This is a genomic window from Candidatus Alcyoniella australis (genome assembly GCA_030765605.1).
GTDB lineage: Bacteria > Lernaellota > Lernaellaia > JAVCCG01 > Alcyoniellaceae > Alcyoniella > Alcyoniella australis.
The window spans coordinates 1-20,500 of sequence record JAVCCG010000150.1 but is presented as its reverse complement, the minus strand read 5'-3'; the positions used below and the strand labels follow the sequence as shown (position 1 = coordinate 20,500).

The following is a 20,500-nucleotide window of genomic DNA, read 5'->3' as shown; positions in this document are numbered from 1 at the left end:
AAATAAAATGGGGGAACCAGCTATGCCGGCTCCCCCATGGCTTGGCTGGTGGCGGTGCAGGGACTCGAACCCCGGACACTGCGGATATGAGCCGCATGCTCTAACCACCTGAGCTACACCGCCTAAAATGCTGCGCCATTTTAGTGAATAGCGCCCCGCTGTCAACAGCATCGTACTTCCGATCCGTTGGTATATGTGTTAATTAGACTTCTTCTGGAGGTCCGATGAAAGCCCTGTTGGTACAGAATATCTGGCGTGAATACTTCGGCTTCATGATGCTCTCGGCAGTGCTGAAGCGCGATGGACACGAAGTGGTCAATCTGGTGGACCACCGTGTGACACGCCTGCTCGAGGCGATCGAGCGCGAACGGCCGGGGATGGTTGCCTTCAGTTTCACCAACTGCGAACAGGGTTGGGTAGAGCAAGCCGCCTCCGCGGTCAAACAAAATCATCCCGAGCTGCCGGTTGTGATCGGCGGACCGCACCCGACCCTGCACCCGGAGCTGGCGCTTAAACCGCAGTTCGATATGGTCTGCCGCGGCGAGGGCGAGGGCCCGATGCTCGACCTGGCGGCGATGATCGATAACGGAGACCGCGACTGGAGCAAGATCGAGAACATGTGCTTCAGCAGCGAGGGCGAGCTGGTCCAGAACAGCGTTCGTCCGTTGATCGAGGATCTGGACAGCCTGCCGCTGCACGACCGCGACAGCTATTATCGGTATCGTTTTCTGCGCAACAATCCGGTCAAGTACTTCTTCACCGGCCGCGGCTGCCCGTTCAACTGTAGCTTTTGCTTCAACCGTCGTTTCAAGGAAATCTACCCCAACAGCAAAAGCTATATTCGCCACTACAGCGTGGAGCGCGTGATTGAGGAGATAGCCGAGGTCAAACGTCGCTGGCCGATGAAGCAGGTGCGCTTTGAGGACGACGTGTTCACCCTCCAGCGCAAATGGTTGCTTGAGTTCCTCGACCTGTACGAGCAGCAGATCCGCGTACCCTATCTGGCCTACATCCGCGCCGGTGAGTCCGAGGAGGTTATTCGGCGATTGTCGCAGACCGGATGCTTCTGCGTGCTGTTCGGAGTGGAGACCGGCGACGAACAACGCCGTAACGAGCTGCTGAACAAGGCGGTGAAGGACGAACAGATTCGCCAGACAGCCGCCCTGCTCCACAAATACAAGATCCACTTTTTTACATCGAACATTCTCGGATTGCCCGGCGAGACCTTTGATCTGGCGCTGAAGACCGTCAGGATAAACCAACAGATCAAGGCTCCAGACGTCTGGTGCTCGGTGTTCCAGCCCTATGCCGGACTGGAGATCACCGATTACGCCATTGAGTGCGGGTACCTCCAAAAACTGGACGACGACACGGTGGGCATCAACACCTTTGCCGACAACGCTTTGGACCAGCCTGACCAGCGAAGGATTTTCAACCTGCAAAAGTTCTTCTATCCGTTGGTACGCTGGCCGTGGCTCGAGCCTTTGCTGCTGCCGCTGACCAAGCTGCGTCCGAACTTCGTCTTCCATTACATCTTTGTGTTGTTCTACACGATCTCCTACCTGCAACACTCCAAGGTCGGATTGATCCGGATGTTCTTCGAGGGGCTGCATTGGTTCCGGGTCTTCCTGGCCGACTCCAAAACAAAATGAACTTTTTCGACCGCAGGGTCGGCGCGATATTGTTAGCTACGACGATAATGTGCGCCCTGGCCGCGGTCGGCGCTGGTTGCGATGGTGGTTGCGGTCATGAAATCGAGTCGGCCGACGACACGATGTCGTAATCCATCGAGCCCGGTCCCAACGAACCGTTGCCCGCGCCTTCAAGGGAGCAGCTCAAGGCAGAGCTGGGAATCAACGTGGCGTTCTATATGGACACGCTACGCATGGCCGCCACGTACGTCTACGTTATCCTCAGGAGTCCAAAGCTCGTCGTACCCGGGGGTTGATCAACCTTCGACTGACATACCGTGAATGCGCAGGCCGTAGGGCCTGTCTCCATTGCCGTCGGGGATAGCGACTTCAAGTCTGATAATGCGCCAACCCTCTGATTGCGGCAGGTCGGCCTTGATCGTCTGTTGTCTGCCGTTGTCCTCCAGCAATCCGCTGTAGATTTTTTCGCTGCCGCAGAAGATTTGCAGCATTCGTCGATCCAGACCTTTTGGTAGGCTGGCGCTGAGCACAAACTTACGGCCGTTTTCAGGCATTACGACTAGGGCATGTCCGCCGATCCAGCGAAAGCTATCGCGCCCGTGTCCCTCGTGCGGCAGCCAGCCGACTCCGAGCTGTTCGGACTCACTCCCGTCCATCTTCAGTCGACTGCTTAGCTGATCGATGTCTCCGACATTGGCTGCGCCAAATGCCAGGAAACCAAGGTAGCGGTTCCCCTCGAGTCCATCGGCTTCTTGGGAATGCCAAGGTTTGGAAATTGCGATCTCGATCTTGAGCACCGGACCCAGCCCGGGCGGCACCGGGACGCGCACCGTGTCGCCGTAAACGTCATGGCTGTCGATCGGTCCGACGTTGATGTCGTTGATCAGCAAATTGCCGCGCAATAGCGGGGCGGCCTCGTAGCGATAGAGCTCGAGCTCGATCATCGGTCCGCCGGCATTGCGTAGGAACATGGTGGCCGGGCCGCTCATCCAGCGAAACGGCCGTCCCGCTTTATCGTGCTCCGGGTCGTGCCAACCCAAACCCAGTTGGCCCTCGTGCTGCGGCCCCATCTTAATTTCGCTGTGCAGCTCGTCCAGCGGCGTGGGTTTGCGCCAGCCGCGGAACAGGCAGAACACGCAGGCCTCGGGGCTGTCGGTACAGGCCATCTGATCGCGCAGCTCTCGATACTTTTTACCGTTCCAGATGTTGTCGATGCTCGTCTCGCGTAGGTTGCCCATCACCATTTGTTCCCAGAGGATCGCGCAGATCTGCACGTCTTGATTGCTCTTGAGGAAGATATGCTTCCAGGGGAACTCGCAGTTCTTAATCAGCTGATTGGCCTCTTTAAAATTCTGCGGAGTCCACAGCTTGCCCAGCTTGACCGGGTTGGCCTCCCCGGTCTCCACCGGGTTGAGGTTGCGCATATCAAGCTCGATACGAAGCTCGTCCGCCACCTGCGCGGCCTGTTCGCGACAGCGGTTGGCAAGATCGGGGAAATTGATCAGCGATTGACCAACGGTAAGGCGGTTCTCAACAACGTGCTGCACAATCACCTTGCACGCGCCGTAGTCAGAGGCCATGCGCACGAAGTCCGGCAGTTCCTCGATGTTGCGGCGCATGGCGACAAAGCTGAAGTAGATCAGCGGCAGCTTGGCCGAGAGCTCCTGCTTGGCCTCGCGCAGCGCCCCGAGGTTGCGGTGCAGTTCCTTCCAGGTCGCCCCGCGTCTGATGCGGCGATAGGTCGGCGCGCTGGCTGCGTCAATGCTGAAACACAGCACGTCCATCAGCTTTTCGGCCACAATGATGCGTGACATCTCGGGCTTAAGCGCAATGGCGTTGGACGAGCCGTGCACGTCCAGGCGGCACGATTTGAGGAAACGCAGGATTTCGATGATCTGCGGGTGGGTAAAGATCTCGCCGAATCCGGTGAGCTCTACGGTGCTGGCCGCCTCGAAAAGCTCGCGCAGCTCAAGGCAGGCCTCGAGCGAATAGCGCAGGCTCTCGCCGCTGCGACCGCGGTCCGACTCGCTGGTGATCGGGCACATGATGCAGCGTAGGTTGCACTCGGAGGTAACCTCGAACTGGATCCGTTCAGGGTATGGCAGCCTGGCCGCGGACATGTGTTCGCGGTAGAGCGCAGTGTCCTCGAAGAACAGCCTGTCGTCGCGTTCGTCGTTCATCGCGAGCGCAGCCTGCGAAGCAGCGTGGGTCGGGCCAGTCGCGCGCCGGAGAGGAACACTCCGAGCTGTCTGGTGTCTGGCAACGGCGGGTTCCAGGCCGGATCAATGCGCAATTCGAAGACCAAATATTTATCGTCGCACTGCGGCAGGCTGATGTTGCGCAGCAGTGCTCCCGGACGCTCGACCGTGAACTCGTCGATCAAATTGTCGCAGAGCGAAACACTTACTTTTTGCCCCGGCACTTTTCCACAAACACAGAGGTCGAGCTGCAAATGGGTCGCTCCGTTGTTCAGTAGCGCGAAACGCGCACGATCGGTGGTCCAGCGTCCGCGGCTATCGCCCAGTTCCTCCTGCGGATACCAGCCCAGGTCGAATAGTCCGGACGGATCACTGTTAAAGTCGATGAGCTCGCCAATCATCTCAATGGAGCCTTTAAGCTCCACCCGGTGGACCATGGCGGTCAGCGGACGGTTCGCCTCGCCGAGTTGAACAGCCCGCTGATCGATCTCGCCGCCTTTCACATCGCGCTCAAATCGCAGCTCGATCTCGAGCACCTCGTCGTCGGTGGGCGGAACAATGAAACTCAACGGCGTTGTCCATAGTCCCTTGGTCTGGAAACGAGCAGCGCTTTTATTGTTGATCCAAAGGCTGCCGCTAAGTTCGGGCGCTGCTGGATGCACGTTGAGATCGATGGTTAAGAGTGGAGAGCCATCGTTGCGCAGAAAGACCGTGGAGCGACGCTTGACCCAGCGGTGCGGCCGTCCGTCGTCGCCAACTTCTCGAGGATAGAACCCTAGTCCGAGCTGGTCGTAGTCGATCTTGCCCAAATCGACGAACGTCGAGAGCTGCTCGATCGTGTGTGGCGAGCGCCGGGCCTTGCTCGTGCAGTGACGCGCGCATTCGATCGGAGGCGAAGTTCCGCACATCGCTTGTCGCAGTTGGCGATAGCCCTCGCTGCGCCAGATTTGCTCGAAGCTGCTGTGGCGCAGGTTGCCCATCACCAGCTCCTCCCAGAGCGTGGCGCAGACCTGGACGTCGAGGTTCGACTTTATAAACACCCGCTCCCAGGGGTAGAGGCAGTCCAGGCGCGAGGGCCCGGGTAACGGCTGGGTCACCTGCACCTTACGGACAGTCGGTCCGCTGATCTTCTGGGCGTCGATAGGCATGTACCAGAACTCGAGACGGACGCCGAGCTTGGCGGCAAGTGCCGCGGCGCGTTCGTAGGCCTCGATCATCGTTGCACCTTGGGCGGAGAGCACGCTGGCCTGTGTATCCTCGCACAGTCCCTGGACGATCACCTGCTCGGCGCCCACGCGCGAGGCAAGCTCGATAAACGTGGGCAGCTCGTCGATGTTTTTTTCCATTGCCAGGAAGTTCAGGTGCACGATCGGCAGCACTGTCTTTGCATCACGTTTCAGCTCCGCAAGTCGGCTGATATTCTCGATGATTGTCTCGAAGTCGCCGCCGGGCCGGATCGCGTCGTGGGTCGGCTTGGTAGCCGCGTCCAGGCTGAAAGCCAGCAGGTCGATCAGCCGTTCCTCAATGATGGCGTTGGCGATGGGTTCGGTCAGCAGCTGGCCGTTGGATGTCGCGTGCACGTTCAAACCGCATTCGCGGAACAGACGCAGCGCCTGGATTACCTGCGGGTGACAGAGGAACTCGCCGAATCCGGTTAGCTCGATCTCGTAAGCGTTTTCGAACAACTCGCGCAGTTCGTGCAGACTTTCAAGGCTGATGATTCGCTCGTCCGCCGTGCGCTCGCGCTTCTCGAGTTGGATCGGACACATCACGCAACGTAGATTGCAGACCGATGTGATCTCGAGCTGAATCACGTCTGGATAGTCGGGCGTGGCCCGCTGGAAGTGTTCGCCGACCAGCTGCGAGTCCTCGAAAAAGCGGACTTGTCCAGGCTCTTGTACGCGGTGTGACATGACGGTCATTTTCAGCGTTGACCGCTCAGTGGTCAAGCTTATGATCCGCAAACGGCTCGTTTGCGGCTATAATGTGCGCCGCATGTCGAAAAAGCTCGTTATCGCCCTGGGGTTGTTACTACTGGTGGGGCTGGCCGCGCACCTGTTGCACTATGCGCTGCTCGACGTACGCCTGCTGGTCTCGGAGAACATGCAGCGCGTGCCCGACGATGCGATGTACTACCTCGAGACCGCGGACAACCTGGCCCGTCGATCGATCGTCAGTTTCGATGGCAGCACGTTGACCAACGGTTTCCAGCCGCTGCACTTTATGGTTTGTTCACTGCTCGCTCGTTTCTCGGCCGGGGATCCGGCGTCACTGTTGCACGCGGTACTTGTGATGCAGACGGCCTGTGCCGTGCTGTTCTGCCTGATCTGGCTGCTCAGCGTCGGTCGCGGGATTTCTGCGGCCTGGGGTCTGGCGCCGGCGGCTTTGATGTTTTTCGACGATGTGCAGCAGCTGATGATCAACGGCCTCGAGCCCTACTTAGGCTTCGTTCTCTTAGCATTACTACTTGCCGTATACCTGCGCCCGGTCGATCCTTTTGGCACTCCCGGAAGGGCTGCGCTGATCGGACTGCTTAGCGGGTTGTTGCTGCTCTCGCGGGTCGACTTCATCTTCCTGGTCGGGCCGCTGTATTTGATCGCGCTGTTTCAGTCGCGCAATGAGCGGCGCGGCCTGCTGCGCATTGTCGCCTCGGGAACGTTGGGTCTGCTGATGGTCACGCCCTACCTGGCGTGGAACCTGTCCGAGTTCGGGCACCTGATGCCGATCAGCGGAGCGATAAAAAGCTCGTTCGACTTTGGTAACTGGCGCAAGGACATGCCGATGCATCCGTTCTACTTCGGCGTGGTCGGCTTGGCCCTGACGCGTATGTTGCTGTGGGCTGTCGCGCCGCTTGCCCAGCGCCGACGTTGGATCGAAGTCGCGACCATAATGCTGCATACCGTTGTCCTGGGACTTTGCGGTCTGCTGCTGTTGTGGTTGGCACTGCCGCCCCAGCGTATCGCCCTGGCCCCTGCGTTCGTGCTCGTGCTTTGCCTGGGATTAATCCGACTATTCGTGGCGTCGCGTCCAGAGCGTCGCAGTATCGAGAACCTGCAGACGCTTGCATCGGTAGCAGCTTGTTTCGTTTTGCTGCACTTTGGCTACGAGCTGCTGTTCATCGCGCGCTACTTCGCCTTTTGGCACTGCGTTGCGTACGCCATGGCGTTTGCGATTATCGCCCTGGACGCCGGGCGCATTCTGCCGCGCTTTAAGCTCGATGCACCGCTACGTTCTCCTCGAATGCTCGGCATTGTGCTTGGCTTGCTGATTGTCGTATCGGTTGCCTGGATCGCTTCGATCGAGAACGCTTCCTATCGTCAGCGCATACAGGATCTGCAAAGCGGTGCGACCCGCACCTGGCAATCCGAATCCTACAACGCGGCGCAGTGGGCGCGCGCGCGGCTGCCTCACGACAGCCTGGCCGCAGCTCGAGACGCCGGCGTGTTCGCCTTCTTTTCCGGACTGGACACGATCAACCTCGACGGCGTGATTATGGACTTCAATTTCAAGCGCGCTATGGACAACGGGGAACTGCATTCATATCTGGCTCAGCGCGATGTGAACTACCTGATGATCAAGTCGCTGCCCGTGGAACTTCTAGCCGATGTCGAAGCGATCGAGGTTGAGGAGCTTGGCATTGAGCTGCAACCGCAGATGCTGCGCTACAGCTCCGAGCAATACAACGAGGGCTCCGGACCCGTGCGGCTGACGATCTGGCAGGTGGACCGGGCATGGTGAACTCCCGACAACGCGTGGACTGGGCGCTGGCGCTGCTGATCGTGCTGTTCCTGATTTGGCGCGCTGTGCTGCTGCTGTACTCGCCCTATGTTTACGACGAGGAGGAGTACAAGACCGGATCGATCGCCCATCTGGTGATCGTCGGGCCGCAGCTTCCGTTGCTCGAGCTGACACCCGGTGACTACGAGGGCGGAACGCTGGTCGCCGGTCTGTTGACCGTGATCCCATTTAAGCTGCTGGGTGAGAATCACCTGGCGCTCAAGACCGTGGCCATTGCTTTTTCTTTGCTGCTGTTGGTCAGCATCTACCTGCTGGTCAAACGGTTGGCATCGCGCACGGCCGCGCTGATCGCAGGCGGAATGCTGATTCTAGCGCCGCCCTACGTAAGCCAGGTGACGTTGCTCCCCTGGGGCAACTACGCCGAGGCCGCGGCCCTAAGCGCCCTGACGTTCCTGATCGCCATGCCGATGTTCGAACGCGGCAGCCGTTCACCAATCCGAATGTTCGCTCTGGGTCTGCTGGCGGGGTTTGGCACGTACATGCATTACGGTTATCTGGCCGCCCCGCTCAGCGTATGCCTGATGTGGTTCGCGCGCGATCGATTGCGGTTTTTTGGTCCGGCGCTGCTGTACTTCCTACTCGGCGCGCTGATCGGCTTTGCGCCCTGGATTTTGTACAACGCGACCCATGATTTCTGGGGCTTACAACGGATACGCGATGCTATCGGATCGCCGGGCTCAGGGGCGCCGGTGGGCGTTGGCGAGCGACTCCAGGCAATGGTCGTTCGCTTTGGCGCACTGTTCATCGACGACCTGCCGGCCTCATTCCACTTCCGCGACAGCCTCGGGTTGCCGCGCAAGCTTTGGGCCTATGTCTGGTACTTACCCGCATGTGTCGGATTAATCATCGTCGCACTTAAATCGCGTGGCGGACCACGCGCAATGTTGCGCGGCGGAGCCTGGCCCAAGGGAGCCTTTGCCTGCGTGATCTGGGTCTACCTACTGATCTACGCGCTGATCTTCTCGGCCACGGATTACGGCCTATTCCTCAGCGGATGGCAGAGCCTCGATCCGGAGAGCCATGCCCACATTTTCGTGATGCTGCCCTGGCTGGCGGCTGCCATAGGACTGAGCGCACACTATTTGCTGAACGGCTCACGACCGAAAATCTGGTTGCCCTTATTGCTTTGCGGACCCTTGATCGCCGGAACTATCGGGCAGAGCAGCCTGTTGCAATTTGATAAACCGCAGGTCGAGCGCCTGCGATCCAAAGCCTGGGACGAGGGGATAATCTACGTTGAGATCGGCAGCAAGTGGGCGCGCGATCCCGATCGTCTGTGGGAAATCGGCGGACAGCTGGGCGATCTTGAGGCGTCATACTTCAGCTTCGGCGTGGGAATTCAGTTCGGGCTGTGGAACGATGGCAGCGCGCGCAGGGCGTTGCAGGCCTGCGACCGCCACTTTGATCGGGCGAACGCACCCTACTGTGCTCTGGGCGTCGGCGTCGGACTGTACACCGTGCCCAACCTGTCGCCCACGGCCCGCCGCGCTGTGATCGATGCTGTTGAAAGCGATTACAGCGATCTGGTTAAAGCCGGCGCGGCAATCGGCGAGATCTGGGTCGATGCGGCAGCCGGGCCGTACTTCGAGCGCTCCTGGCAGCGCGACTTCCGCGAGCTGGGCGCAACGCCCGAGGACGCCGATCGCTTGCAACGCTTTATCGATCTGCAGCTGAAAATGCTCGAGGTGCAGCCGCCCAAGTAGCTCAGGGACGGTATGCGGCCCGCGAGTTGGGTGTTTCCCACAGCGCCACTTCGACAACCTTGACGTTGTCACTGTTGAGGCGCTTTGAAAGGCGTTCGTAGAGCACGCGTGAGATGTTTTCGCTGCTGGGATTGATCCGCTCGAAGGGCTCGACCTCGTTGAGAAAGCCGTGGTCAAATCGCTCTAGTTCAGCATTGAGCTGATTTTTCATTTCCTTAAAATCAATGCCAAGGCCCACTTCGTCCAGAACCGCGGCGCTGAGAGTCAGCTCGACGATCCAGTTGTGACCGTGGAGCGACTCGCACGCCCCCTTATAACCGCGCAGGGCGTGGGCTGCGGCGAAATCAGCCTTAACCGTCAGCAGATACATCGAACCTCCATTACTTCAAACGGCGCTTCTTTATATCAGACAATGATTGGTTATATCCATCGACCGCAGCTGAACAATGCAACGCAGAGAACCTTGGCCGAAATAAAAAAATGCCCGCTGCTGGGGGGTAGCGGGCGAGATACATATTTAGGAGCCAGGAAAACTATTCAGCTATTCACCGTAGCTTGATGTTACTTCTTGGATGCTTTTTTCTTGGCAACCGGCTTTTTGGCCTGGGCCTTCTTGGCAACGGCTTTCTTGACCGGGGCCTTTTTGGCGCTGGGGGCCTGCAGTTTGGCCATCTGCTTGGCCAGCTTGTCGATCTTCTTGTCGATGGCGTCGATGTCGGCCTTGGTGGCGACGTTGATCGCGCCCATCATCTGGGTCAGACCGTCGCTGAAGGAACGCTCGAACTCGCTGCGGGCCTTTTTCAGTTTGCCGGTAAGCTCGTTGAGTACTTTTGGCAGGTCGTCGGTCTTGACCTTCTGGGACTGGATCTTCTCGACGATTTCCTTGAAGCGCTCTTCGAGGTTCGCCAGCGGCTTGAGAGCGGTCTTGACGCCCTCGCGTACCTGACTGATCTTGATCTGTGCCATTGTTTAACTCCCTTTGATCTCGACAATCGTTTTAGTTGATCTATCTCAGCGCGCTGTCATTGGCGCGTTCTTGTGACTCAGTGCGTCAAATATAATGCGGCGCGTCAAGACTGTCAAGCCTTTTTTATGCATCGCGTCATTTTTTTGTGTTCTTTGTCGTAAAGCGCGATTCATTTAGACTCTGGACGTGAACTTGCGTCGTTTACATGAGCCGCTGGTCTTGCTGGCGATAGTCGCCCTAGCCGCAGTGCTGCGCCTACTGGGTCTGGACGATCAGTCGCTGTGGCACGACGAGGTCAGCACGCTGACGATCAGCAATCGACCGCTGGCGGACATGCTGGCGCTTGTCGGGCTGGCCGACGTAAATCCGCCGTTGAGCTATGCACTGTTCAACCTCTGGTCGCGCATCAGCGACGCTGCGGCCTGGATGAGGCTGCTGCCCGCGCTGCTGGGCATTGCGGCGGTGGCAGTGCTCTACCTCTTGGCGCGACGTTTGAACGGACCGCGCGTGGCCGGCGCATCGGCACTGCTGTTGGCGGTCAATCCGTTCCATGTCTACTTCTCGCAGGAACTGCGCTACTACACGTTGTTTGCCCTGATGTGCCTGCTGTGCACCTGGGCCCTTATGCGCTGGATCGATCGCCGCGACAGACGTTCAGAGCACCTGTATGTGCTGGCCGCGGGAGCTGCGATCTGGACGCATTACTTCAGTCTGTTCCTGTTGCTGGGTCACGCAGCATTGATCGTCTATCTGCGCCGGGACGCGCCGAGTTGGTCCAGGCGGATCAAGGCTGTTGCCAAACTTGCGCTGCTTTGCCTTCCCCTGGCCTTCCCGATCGCCGTGCAGCTGTTGTTCAACCGTTCCTTTCAATTTCGTGAGCTGGCGTCGGTCGGTCGATCAATTTGGCAGGTCTGGATTTCTCTGGCGATCGGAGGTCCGGAGTCGGACGTTACAGCCCTGTTGCCTTGGATCGACGCCCTTCCTCACGACTCGACGGCCTTCATGCTGTTGCTGGCCTTGCTCGCGTTGCCCTTCTGGATGCTCTACGGCTGTGGATTGATCGGCGACAAGAGAACACCGCTGCTGCGCCCCCTGTTGCTTTTCTGTGCGCTTGGTCCGTTGCTGGTAGTTTTTCTGTTGTCGCTGGCCGCTCCGATAATGCGGCCGAATTATCTAATCGGCTACTTGCCGCTGATCTGCCTGGCAGCCGGCGCCGGATTCGTTTCATTACGCTCCTGGATGCGTTACGCCGCATGGGGCCTGTTGGCGTTGTGCATCGCGCTGAGTCTACTTTCGATCAAACAGGCGCGTAGCGATCCCAAATTGCAGCGTGACGATTGGCGCGGGGCGGCGCAACATCTGGCGCAGCTCGCATCGCAAGACGACCTGGTTTTGGTCTACCACGACGGGGCGGCCGGCGGATTTTTGCACTACTACCACGGCCCGGCGCAGGTTGAATATATCCTGCTCTGCGACCCGTTCGTCTTCGGCCAACTCGAACAACAGCCGATCGAGGTTTGGATCAAACGCAACCTGCGCAAGCACAATCCGCAACGCGTCTGGCTGGTAACCAGCTATGAGGGCTTCTTCGATCCTGCGGGATTCGCTCGCCAGTATATTGACGCGAATTGGATCCGCGATCCGCGAATCGACTTTATCGATTACCGAGTCGAGATCCTGCTGTTCTACACCAGCGCCGCGGCGGCCATCGATGCCCTGGAAACTCAGGCCACTGAGCTGATCGAGATTGCCCAAGAAAACTTCGATCCGTTGCAGTTGGCTCGTGGATTTAGCTACTCCGGCGAAGATCGTCTGGCCTGGTTGGCCCCGCAATCGCTTGCGCTGCTGCGCGCATCAGGCGCGCGCAACGCCTTGGAACTCAGCGGATTTGCGGATCTCTCATTGTTGAACGATCGCCCCGTTACCATCGATCTCGAGCTTGACGGCAACAGCCTGGGAAGCTTCAAAATTGAACACAGTGGATTATTCGAACGTCGGATTGAGCTCGCTGATACGACGACCTCGGGGCAGAATCTGGCGCTGCGTTTGTCGATCAGTCCAAGCTTCGTTCCCTCCGACGTAGGCTTTCCCGGGGACGATCGACCAAAGACGATTCAACTCTCGCGGATTGCGTTGGTCCAGTAGCCTCAGTCAGGAAGTTTGACGTCGCGCAGGTGCAGCGTGATCTTGCGACGTCCCCCGAACATGTCGAAGCGTGGGCAGAACGCCAAGTGGACTCTATCGCTCAGTTGATCGTGAAGCCGCCCCATGTTAAAGCCGATCGCCTCGAGCGTACCCTTGCCCGAGTCGAGCCATAACTTGAGATGGTCGCCTCCCACCACCTTGCTGTTGATCAGCTTAATGTTGAACGCGGCGAACACCGGCTCGGGATTGCCGGCGCCAAAAGGCGCCAGGGCGGAGAGTTCGTTCAGCAACTGATCGTTGATAATCTGCGGATCGATTTCCGAGTCGATTTTGAGCTGCGGCATCAGGTCGTCGGGCTGGATACGCGAGCGCACCGACTGCTCGAAATTTTCGCGCAGCTGCTGGACATTATCGAGCTTGATCGAGAAGCCGGCAGCGTACTTGTGTCCTCCAAAATCCTCGAATAGCTCGCGGCTGTCAGAAAGCGCGTCGTACAGGTCGAGCTGCTGGATCCCACGGGCGGAGCCCCGGCCGATTGCACCCTTGAGCGAGATCATTGCCACCGGCAAGTGCAGCTCCTCGGAGAGCTTGCTGGCCACGATCCCAACTACGCCCTGGTGCCAACCGTCGGAGGCCAACACCAAGCTGTAAAGCCCTGAGACGTCGTCGCCCATGTCGCGCAACATACGGCTCGCCTGATCGTACATCTCGCGTTCGATCTGTTGGCGCGTGCGGTTCTCGCGCTCCAACAGGTCAGCCATCTCACTGGCCTCGAGCGCGTTTCGAGTTGTTAAAAGCTTCAGCGCGAACTCCGCCATGCCCAACCTGCCGGCCGCGTTGATTCGCGGCCCGAGGCGGAACCCCACCGATCCGGCGCTCACCCGCTGACCGGTCATGCCGGCGACCTTTTTCAGCGCCCTGATTCCCAGACGCGACTCCTCGCTGAGCAGCTTGAGTCCCTTGCTGACCAGTATCCGATTTTGGCCCTTCAGCGGCGCGATGTCGGCCACCGTACCCAGCGCCACCAGATCGAGCAGTGATTTAAGATCGGGAATGCGTTCTTCGGGCACTGCATTGGTCTCGCGTAATCTGCGACGCAAGGCTATCAACAGATAGAACGCGACCCCGACGCCTGCCAGACCTTTGTCCGGAAAAGTACAACCCGGCTGATTGGGATTGACCATCGCCACGCAACGTGGAGGCGTATCCCCGGCCTTGTGGTGGTCGGTGATGATCAGTTCGATTCCAAGGCTATGAGCGTATTCGGCCTCGGCCACTGCCGCAGTGCCGCAATCGACAGTAACGACCAGCCGCGGCCCCTGGGCGGCGATTGTATCGAGGGCCTGTGAGTTGAGGCCGTAACCCTCGCGCAGCCGGTTGGGGATGTAGTTGAGCACCGGGACGTCGATTTCGCGGAAGAACTCGCTGAGGATCGCCGTCGAGGTCAGACCGTCCACGTCGTAATCGCCGTAGATCGCCAGCGGTTGGCGTTCGACCACCGCCTGCTCCAGGCGCTCGACTGCGACCTGCATCCCCTTGAGCCCCAGCGGTTCAATCAGGTCGGACAGCGACGGGTTTAGAAATCCGGGCGCCTGCTCAGAAGAGATGCCGCGGCCCTCCAAAATACGACGCACCAGCGGATGCAGCTCCTCACTGCCGGGGAACGGTGTAGTTGCTGACTGATTGTCCGTCTCGGGAAGAATCCAGCGGCGGGGCTTACGCAACACCTATCTGGCCCGGCGTTTGCGCCGCTTGGCGAACGTAGCCTCCAGTCCGAGGAATACCGGGCTGGCAACGAAGATCGACGAGTAGGTGCCGACCAGGATGCCAACGATCATTGCCAACGAGAAGTCGCGCAGCAGTTCGCCGCCGAGGAAGAACATTGCCAGCACGGCGATAGCCGTTGTGAAACTGGACAGCAGCGTACGCGACAGGGTCTCGTTGATGCTCTTGTTGACGACGTTCACGAGCTTGTCGCGGTGGTATTTACGGCGTCCCTCGCGGATACGGTCGAAGACGATGATCGTATCGTTGACCGAGTACCCGGCAATCGTCAGCAGCGCGGCAATGGTCGTGAGGTTGAACTCGTGCTGAATAGCCACGAACACGCCCATGGTGATAATCACGTCGTGGGCCAGGGCTGCGATCGCCCCGGGTGAGTAACGGAAGTCGAAGCGATAGCCCACGTAGATCAGGATGCCGCCCATTGCCAGCAGCACGGCCCAAAACGCCTTTGACTTTAAATCCTGTCCGACCATGTCGCCGACCACGTCGGCCGAGATGATTTCGACCTGCATGCTGGGGAAACTGTTGGTAAGGGTCTCCGAAATCTCGATGGCGCGGTCGCCCATCACGGTCGATTCATCGGCCGCTTTAACGTCGACTTCCTGCTCGCCCTTGAGCTGGATCGTGTAGATGTTCTTGCCTGGAATGTTCGTAAATTTCTGGATCTGGGCCTCGCCCATGCCCAGCGGTTTGAGCGCGTCGCGGATGCCGTCCATTCCGGGATCCTGAGAGAACGACACGCGGATCTCGATGCCGCCTTTGAAATCGATTCCCAGGTTGGGTCCCTGAAACAGAAACAATGCAAACGATACGGTGAGCAGCAGCAGCGAAATTGCAATGGCCGGTTTGCGCCAGCCCATGAAGTTGACATTGGTTCCGGGTTTAATCCACTCCATAGCCGGCCCCTAGATGCTGATCCGCTCGAAGCGGGTCTTCTCGATTAGGATGTCGTAAACGCTGCGTGTGACCACGATCGCGGTGAACATCGAGCTGAGCACACCAATGATCAGGGTCACGGCGAAGCCCTTGATCGGGCCGGTGCCGAACTGGAACAGCATCAGCGCCGCGACTACCGTGGTGATGTTGGCGTCGAGAATCGTCCAGGTGGCTTTGTCGTAGCCCGATTGCACCGAACTTCGCGCGCTCTTGCCGATCCGCAGCTCCTCGCGGATGCGCTCGAAAACGATGATGTTGCCGTCCACGGCCATGCCCACGGTGAGGATCATGCCCGCGATGCCCGGGAAGGTCAGCGTTGCGCCGAACAACGATAGCCCGGCGAGAATGAACAGGATGTTGAGCACCAGCGCCAGGTCGGCCAGCAGTCCCGCGCCCTTGTAGTAGATCACCATGAAGATCATCACCAGCGCCATGCCGATGACCATCGCCAATGTGCCCTTGTGGACCGAGTCCGCACCGAGGCTGGCAGAGATCGTGCGCTCTTCCTGAACCTCGAGCGGAACCACCAAATGGCCCGAGCGCAATACGCCGGCGAGCTGTTGCACGTCCTGGTCCGAGAAGCTGCCGCTGATGATCCCGGATCCGTGGATACGCGATTGGATGTTCGGAGAACTGACGATTTCGTCGTCGAGCACGATGGCCAACTGCTTGCCGATGTTGGCGCCGGTGATATTGGCGAACTTGCGCGCAGCCGCGTCGTTGAAGCGGAAGCTGACTGCGGGAAGTCCGTATTGATCGAGGGACGCGTTGGCGTTGGCCAGGTCCGCGCCGTTGATGTCGGGAGCAATTTGGAGCATGTAGTAGGCGATGATCGGGCCTTGATCCTCACCCTCGGGAGGTTTCCCGCGGTGCGGGTAGATCTCCATTCCCTGACGCTCGTAATCCGGGAAACGCTCCTTGAGCGTCTCGACGTCCTTGGCAACATGTCGGTTGTCGGGAACCAGTTTGAACTGCAGGACCGCTGGTTTGCCCAGCCATTTCTTGGCCTCGCCCACATCGTGGACGCCGGGAAGCTGGATCACCAGCGTATCGACCCCTTGGGTGCGCTGGTAATGGATCGAGCTGCCCTTGACTCCCAGCTCGTTGGTGCGCTTGCGGATCGTATCCTCGGCCTGGTCCACGGCCTCGCGCTCGAGCAGACGCCGGAAGTCGGAGTTGGGCGTAAGCACAATGGCGTTGCCGTCGCGGTCGCGATCAAAACCGCTGAAACGGTCGCGCAGCAGCTCGTCGTCGGCCCGCAGGCTCTCGGCGTCGGGGTAGATCAGCTTCAGCATAAGGTTCTTGCGGTCGAGTTCAAACTCCGGCGGTGTCTTCTTCTCGTGCTCGTAGATCAGCCGGACCTCGGATTTGATCTCCGCGAGCCTGCTCTCGATGTACTTGTCGGTACGCACCAGGTACTTCAGGTGCATGCCGCCGGCGAGGTCCAATCCCAGCGAGAGCTTGTCCAGCTGGTAGGAGGCGAATAACGGTACGCCCTGGCCGCGCATGGTCGGAACCAGCAGCAGCAGGGCGAGGACCGTCAACCCGGCGATTAAGGCCAGGCGCGACTTGAGATTGCGGCTCATCGGCGCTGCTCCGCTGTCGATCGATAAAAATCGGCGGCTTTCATCGTTTATCCGCCTGCTCCAGGGCCTTGTCCGCATCCTTGGAATATCCAGCGATCTGGGTCTTGGCCACGCGGATGCGGACCTTTTCGGCGATTTCCACTGTGGCCACATTTTCGGATAGTCCGACGATCGAACCGTAGATCCCCGAGTTGAGGACGATGTTGTCGCCCTTTTTCAGTCCGCCGATCAGGCCCTGATGCTCCTTGGCGCGCTTGGACTGCGGCCTGATCATCATGAAGTAGAAGACTGCGATCAGCGCGGCGATCCAGACCAGGCTGAATGCGTTTCCGCCCTGTCCACAGAGGTCCATGGCCTGCGGGGTCGCAGGAGAAACCGCCTGCGCAGCACCCTCTGCGGCTGGCGCCGCAGGGGCTGCCGCCTGGCCGTCGACGATCGGCTGAACTGCAAATGCAGGACCGATAGATAATATCCACGTAATTAGGCTTGCCAGCATTATCCGTTCCCTCGCTCGATCAAGAATCAGTACCGCTCAGACGACCTCGAAGCGGCATAATATATTCTGAAAAGACCTCATTGTCCAACGCCGAACGCATACCCTGCATCAGCTGCTGATAGAAGGTCACATTGTGCAGCGAGAGCAGGCGATGCGCGAGCAGCTCGTTGGTGACGAACAGGTGTCGTAAATAGGCCCGGCTGAAATTGCGGCAGGTGTAGCAATCGCACTGCGGATCCAGCGGAGCGTGGTCGTCGCGAAAGCGCGCGTTTTTAATCTGCAGTCTGCCCTGCGATGTGAACAGGCAGCCGTTGCGCGCGTTGCGCGTGGGCATTACGCAGTCGAACATGTCAAAACCCTCGGCCACCAGATCGATCAGGTCATCCGGCGTGCCGACTCCCATCACGTATCGCGGGCGATCAACGGGCAACAGCGGCTCTACTGTGCGCAGCATCTGCAACATCATCGGCTTGGTCTCGCCCACGCTCAGTCCGCCCACCGCGTAGCCGTCGAATCCGATCTCCACCGTGGCCGCGGCCGACTGGCAACGCAACTGCTCGAACATCCCGCCCTGGACAATGCCGAACAGGGCCTGACCCTCGCCGCGGAAGGCGTCCTTGCAGCGCTTGGCCCAGCGTAGGGTGCGCTCCATCGATTGTCGCGAGTAATCCTGGGTCGACGGATACGGCGTGCATTCGTCAAAGGCCATTACGATGTCCGCGCCGATCAGCCGCTGGATTTCCATCGCGCTCTCGGGTGTGAGCTCGAGCCGCGTGCCGTCCAAATGGCTTTGGAAACGTGCGCCGTTCTCATCGATCCGGCAAAGCTCGGCCAGGCTGAAGACCTGGAATCCTCCGGAGTCGGTGAGGGTCGGCCCGTGCCAGCCCATGAACGAGGCCAGGCCGCCCTGATCGTGGACCGCCTGGGCGCCGGGCCGGATCATCAGGTGGTAGGTGTTGGAGAGCACGATTTGGCTGCCCGTGGCGCGTAGATCGTCCGGGGCCAGCGCCTTGACGGTTCCCTGCGTGCCCACCGGCATGAACGCGGGAGTTTCGAACGTTCCGTGGCGCGTGGCGACCCGACCACGCCGTGCGCGGCCCGCTTTGTCACGGCCTAGCAGTTCGAATTTAAAGTCCGTGCTCAACGCGTCAGCCCCGGCCCGATCAGCATCGCGTCGCCGTAGCTGTAGAAACGGTAGCCCAGTTCCACGGCACGTCGATAGGCCGCGAGCAGATGCTCGGTCCCGGCAAAGGCGCTGACCAGCATCAGCAGCGATGATCGCGGCACGTGAAAGTTGGTCAGCAACAGGTCAACCGCGCGGAACTCGAACCCCGGATAGATCAGCAGTCCGCTGCGACCCGAACATTCATGGATCGAACCTGACGCAGCAGCACCCTCAAGAGTGCGGACGACGGTCGTGCCCACGGCCACGATCCTTCCACCGGACTTGCGCGTGGCCTCGATCTGTTGCGCGGCCTGCTCGCTGATGGCGTATGCTTCGGGCTCGAGCTGATGTTCCCGGGGGTCTTCCACACGCATCGGCAAAAACGTTCCCGGTCCCACGTGCAGGGTCACGCTACAGTGCTTCACGCCGCGGCGCTTGAGCTTAGCAAACAATTGGTCGGTAAAATGCAGCCCGGCAGTGGGTGCTGCCACCGCACCGATATTTCGCGCGTAGATTGTTTGATAGCGCTCGACGTCGTGCTCGTCAGCTTCACGTTTGATGTAGGGCGGCAACGGCATGCTGCCGGCCTCGTCGATGTACTTCATCAGCTGCTCGTGATCACCGCGATGGTTGATCTCGATCTCAAACTTACCATCGCCGAGCACTTGTCTGACCTTGGCGCGCACGTTGCCGGACAGCACCACGGTCTGCTTGAGCTTGAGCCCCTTGCTTGAACGGCCCAGGGCCAGCCATCGATGCCAACCCGGGCGTTGCCCCAACGGCTCGACGAGCAACAGCTCGACCTGACCGCCGCTGGGCTTACGTCCCTGCAGCCGCGCGGGGAAGACGCGAGTATCGTTGGTTACCAGCAGGTCGCCGGGCTTGAGCAGCTCGGGTAGATCGCCGATGCGGCGATCCGCGGTCCACCCGCTGTTCCGGTCGAGCCACATCAGACGCGAGTCGCTGCGACGATCCGGGGGGCGCTGGGCGATCAGCCCCGGTGGTAAGTCGTAATCGAAATCGCTTAGCTGCAAAGCTGCTCCATCGTGTGCAACGTATTGTGCTTAAAGTAATGCCGGGTCGAGCTGTGGTCGTTCAGTGCCTCGCCGACAACCGCATATTACCAGAACCTGCCGACCGTTGCTGTTCGGGCCATTATCGGTAGAACAGGAAAACCCGGCCTCCCTTGAGGCCGGGTCGGGTGCACGTTGTCGAACTCGCGATTAGTCCTAATCTTCCCCGGCGTGCTTCTCCAATATTTTCATAAAGGGCCTGATGATATCGATCGGCACGGGCAGGATCGTGGTCGAGTTTTTCTCGCTGGCGATCTCGACCAGTGTCTGCAGGAAGCGCAGCTGAAGCGCAATCGGCTCCTTGGCTATCACCACCGAGGCCATGTGCAGTTTCTCGGCCGCCTGATATTCGCCGTCCGCGGCGATGATCTTGGCGCGTCGCTCACGCTCTGCCTCGGCCTGGCGCGCCATGGCACGCTGCATCTCCTGCGGCAGGTCGATGTGTTTGATCTCCACCGCCGTGACCTTGATGCCCCAGGGGTCGGTGTGCTCGTCGATGATCTTCTGCAGCAGCGCGTTGAGCTTCTCGCGCTCGCTGAGTACCTCGTCTAGCTCCGCAGTGCCAAGCACCGAGCGCAACGTGGTTTGGCTGTACTGGCTGGTTGCGTAAAGGTAGTTCTCGACCTCGATTACCGCCTTGACCGGCTCCATCACGCGGAAGTAGATAACCGCGTTGACCTTCATCGAGACGTTGTCTTTGGTGATCACGTCCTGGGGCGGCACGTCGATGGCCACGATCCGCGTGCTGATGCGCACCATGCGGTCGACCAGCGGGATGATCCACTTCAGCCCAGGCCCCTTGGTAGTGGTGATCCGTCCGAAACGGAACAGCACGCCACGCTCGTATTCGTTGAGGACTCGGATACCGGACAGAATGAACAGGGCGACGATTACGACCACCACGCCCAATCCACCGATCAATCCTCCGATCAAGTTTCCGAACATTGGTCATCCCTCCTCTGGATTCTTAGCATGCGGCTCGACCACCAGGGTCAG

General features: G+C 59.5%; 15 protein-coding genes and 1 tRNA gene. 4 read left to right on the top strand and 12 right to left on the bottom strand.

Annotation, left to right across the window (positions count from 1 at the left end; translation table 11 throughout):
* Window positions 1-46: 46 nt before the first annotated feature.
* Window positions 47-123: transfer RNA gene (locus P9M14_18140), tRNA-Met, on the bottom strand.
* 101 nt (window positions 124-224) lie between these two features.
* On the opposite strand from P9M14_18140, the gene P9M14_18135 reads away from it, so the two are divergent.
* On the top strand, window positions 225-1,652 hold the full coding sequence (locus tag P9M14_18135) for a radical SAM protein (protein MDP8257672.1): 1,428 nt from the start codon (window positions 225-227) through the stop codon (window positions 1,650-1,652).
* Between the two features lie 296 nt (window positions 1,653-1,948).
* Here P9M14_18135 and P9M14_18130 read toward each other — a convergent pair whose 3' ends face one another.
* Together P9M14_18130 and P9M14_18125 are read right to left on the bottom strand one after the other, a co-directional pair.
* Window positions 1,949-3,832 carry a radical SAM protein gene (locus P9M14_18130; GenBank protein MDP8257671.1) on the bottom strand — a complete coding sequence of 628 codons (1,884 nt, stop codon included), beginning with the start codon at window positions 3,830-3,832 and terminating at the stop codon, window positions 1,949-1,951.
* The gene (locus P9M14_18125) at window positions 3,829-5,763 is read right to left on the bottom strand and encodes a radical SAM protein (GenBank protein ID MDP8257670.1); all 1,935 of its coding nucleotides are present in this window, start codon (window positions 5,761-5,763) and stop codon (window positions 3,829-3,831) included. The genes P9M14_18130 and P9M14_18125 overlap by 4 nt, the downstream gene beginning before the upstream one ends.
* Between P9M14_18125 and P9M14_18120 the strand changes: the two genes are divergently transcribed.
* A complete protein-coding gene (locus P9M14_18120; protein ID MDP8257669.1) occupies window positions 5,762-7,588 on the top strand; it encodes a hypothetical protein in 1,827 nt (608 codons plus the stop codon). The genes P9M14_18125 and P9M14_18120 overlap by 2 nt on opposite strands.
* Window positions 7,582-9,351 (top strand): glycosyltransferase family 39 protein, encoded by a 1,770-nt coding sequence (locus P9M14_18115; protein ID MDP8257668.1) that lies wholly within the window; start codon window positions 7,582-7,584, stop codon window positions 9,349-9,351. The genes P9M14_18120 and P9M14_18115 overlap by 7 nt, the downstream gene beginning before the upstream one ends.
* 1 nt (window position 9,352) lies before the next feature.
* On the opposite strand, the gene queD is transcribed toward P9M14_18115, so the two are convergent.
* On the bottom strand, window positions 9,353-9,721 hold the full coding sequence (gene queD, locus P9M14_18110) for a 6-carboxytetrahydropterin synthase QueD (GenBank protein ID MDP8257667.1): 369 nt from the start codon (window positions 9,719-9,721) through the stop codon (window positions 9,353-9,355).
* A 191-nt stretch (window positions 9,722-9,912) separates the two neighbouring features.
* A complete protein-coding gene (locus tag P9M14_18105) occupies window positions 9,913-10,317 on the bottom strand; it encodes a phasin family protein (GenBank protein MDP8257666.1) in 405 nt (134 codons plus the stop codon).
* Between the two features lie 193 nt (window positions 10,318-10,510).
* On the opposite strand from P9M14_18105, the gene P9M14_18100 reads away from it, so the two are divergent.
* Complete coding sequence (locus P9M14_18100; GenBank protein MDP8257665.1) at window positions 10,511-12,463, top strand: glycosyltransferase family 39 protein; 1,953 nt, start codon at window positions 10,511-10,513, stop codon at window positions 12,461-12,463.
* A gap of 2 nt (window positions 12,464-12,465) precedes the next feature.
* Here P9M14_18100 and recJ read toward each other — a convergent pair whose 3' ends face one another.
* From recJ to P9M14_18065, 7 genes are all read right to left on the bottom strand, one after another.
* Window positions 12,466-14,190, bottom strand: coding sequence for a single-stranded-DNA-specific exonuclease RecJ (gene recJ, locus P9M14_18095; GenBank protein ID MDP8257664.1), 1,725 nt, complete (start codon window positions 14,188-14,190; stop codon window positions 12,466-12,468).
* Window positions 14,191-15,144: a protein translocase subunit SecF gene (gene secF / locus P9M14_18090; protein MDP8257663.1), complete on the bottom strand. Its 954-nt coding sequence runs from the start codon at window positions 15,142-15,144 to the stop codon at window positions 14,191-14,193.
* A gap of 9 nt (window positions 15,145-15,153) precedes the next feature.
* Entirely contained in the window at window positions 15,154-16,770 is a 1,617-nt protein-coding gene (gene secD / locus P9M14_18085; protein ID MDP8257662.1) for a protein translocase subunit SecD, read from the bottom strand.
* Window positions 16,771-16,810: 40 nt separating this feature from the next.
* Complete coding sequence (yajC, locus tag P9M14_18080; protein MDP8257661.1) at window positions 16,811-17,122, bottom strand: preprotein translocase subunit YajC; 312 nt, start codon at window positions 17,120-17,122, stop codon at window positions 16,811-16,813.
* 163 nt (window positions 17,123-17,285) lie between these two features.
* Window positions 17,286-18,410, bottom strand: coding sequence for a tRNA guanosine(34) transglycosylase Tgt (gene tgt, locus P9M14_18075; GenBank protein MDP8257660.1), 1,125 nt, complete (start codon window positions 18,408-18,410; stop codon window positions 17,286-17,288).
* Complete coding sequence (queA, locus tag P9M14_18070) at window positions 18,407-19,465, bottom strand: tRNA preQ1(34) S-adenosylmethionine ribosyltransferase-isomerase QueA (protein ID MDP8257659.1); 1,059 nt, start codon at window positions 19,463-19,465, stop codon at window positions 18,407-18,409. The genes tgt and queA overlap by 4 nt, the downstream gene beginning before the upstream one ends.
* Window positions 19,466-19,660: 195 nt before the next feature.
* A complete protein-coding gene (locus P9M14_18065; GenBank protein MDP8257658.1) occupies window positions 19,661-20,449 on the bottom strand; it encodes a slipin family protein in 789 nt (262 codons plus the stop codon).
* Window positions 20,450-20,500 lie beyond the last annotated feature (51 nt).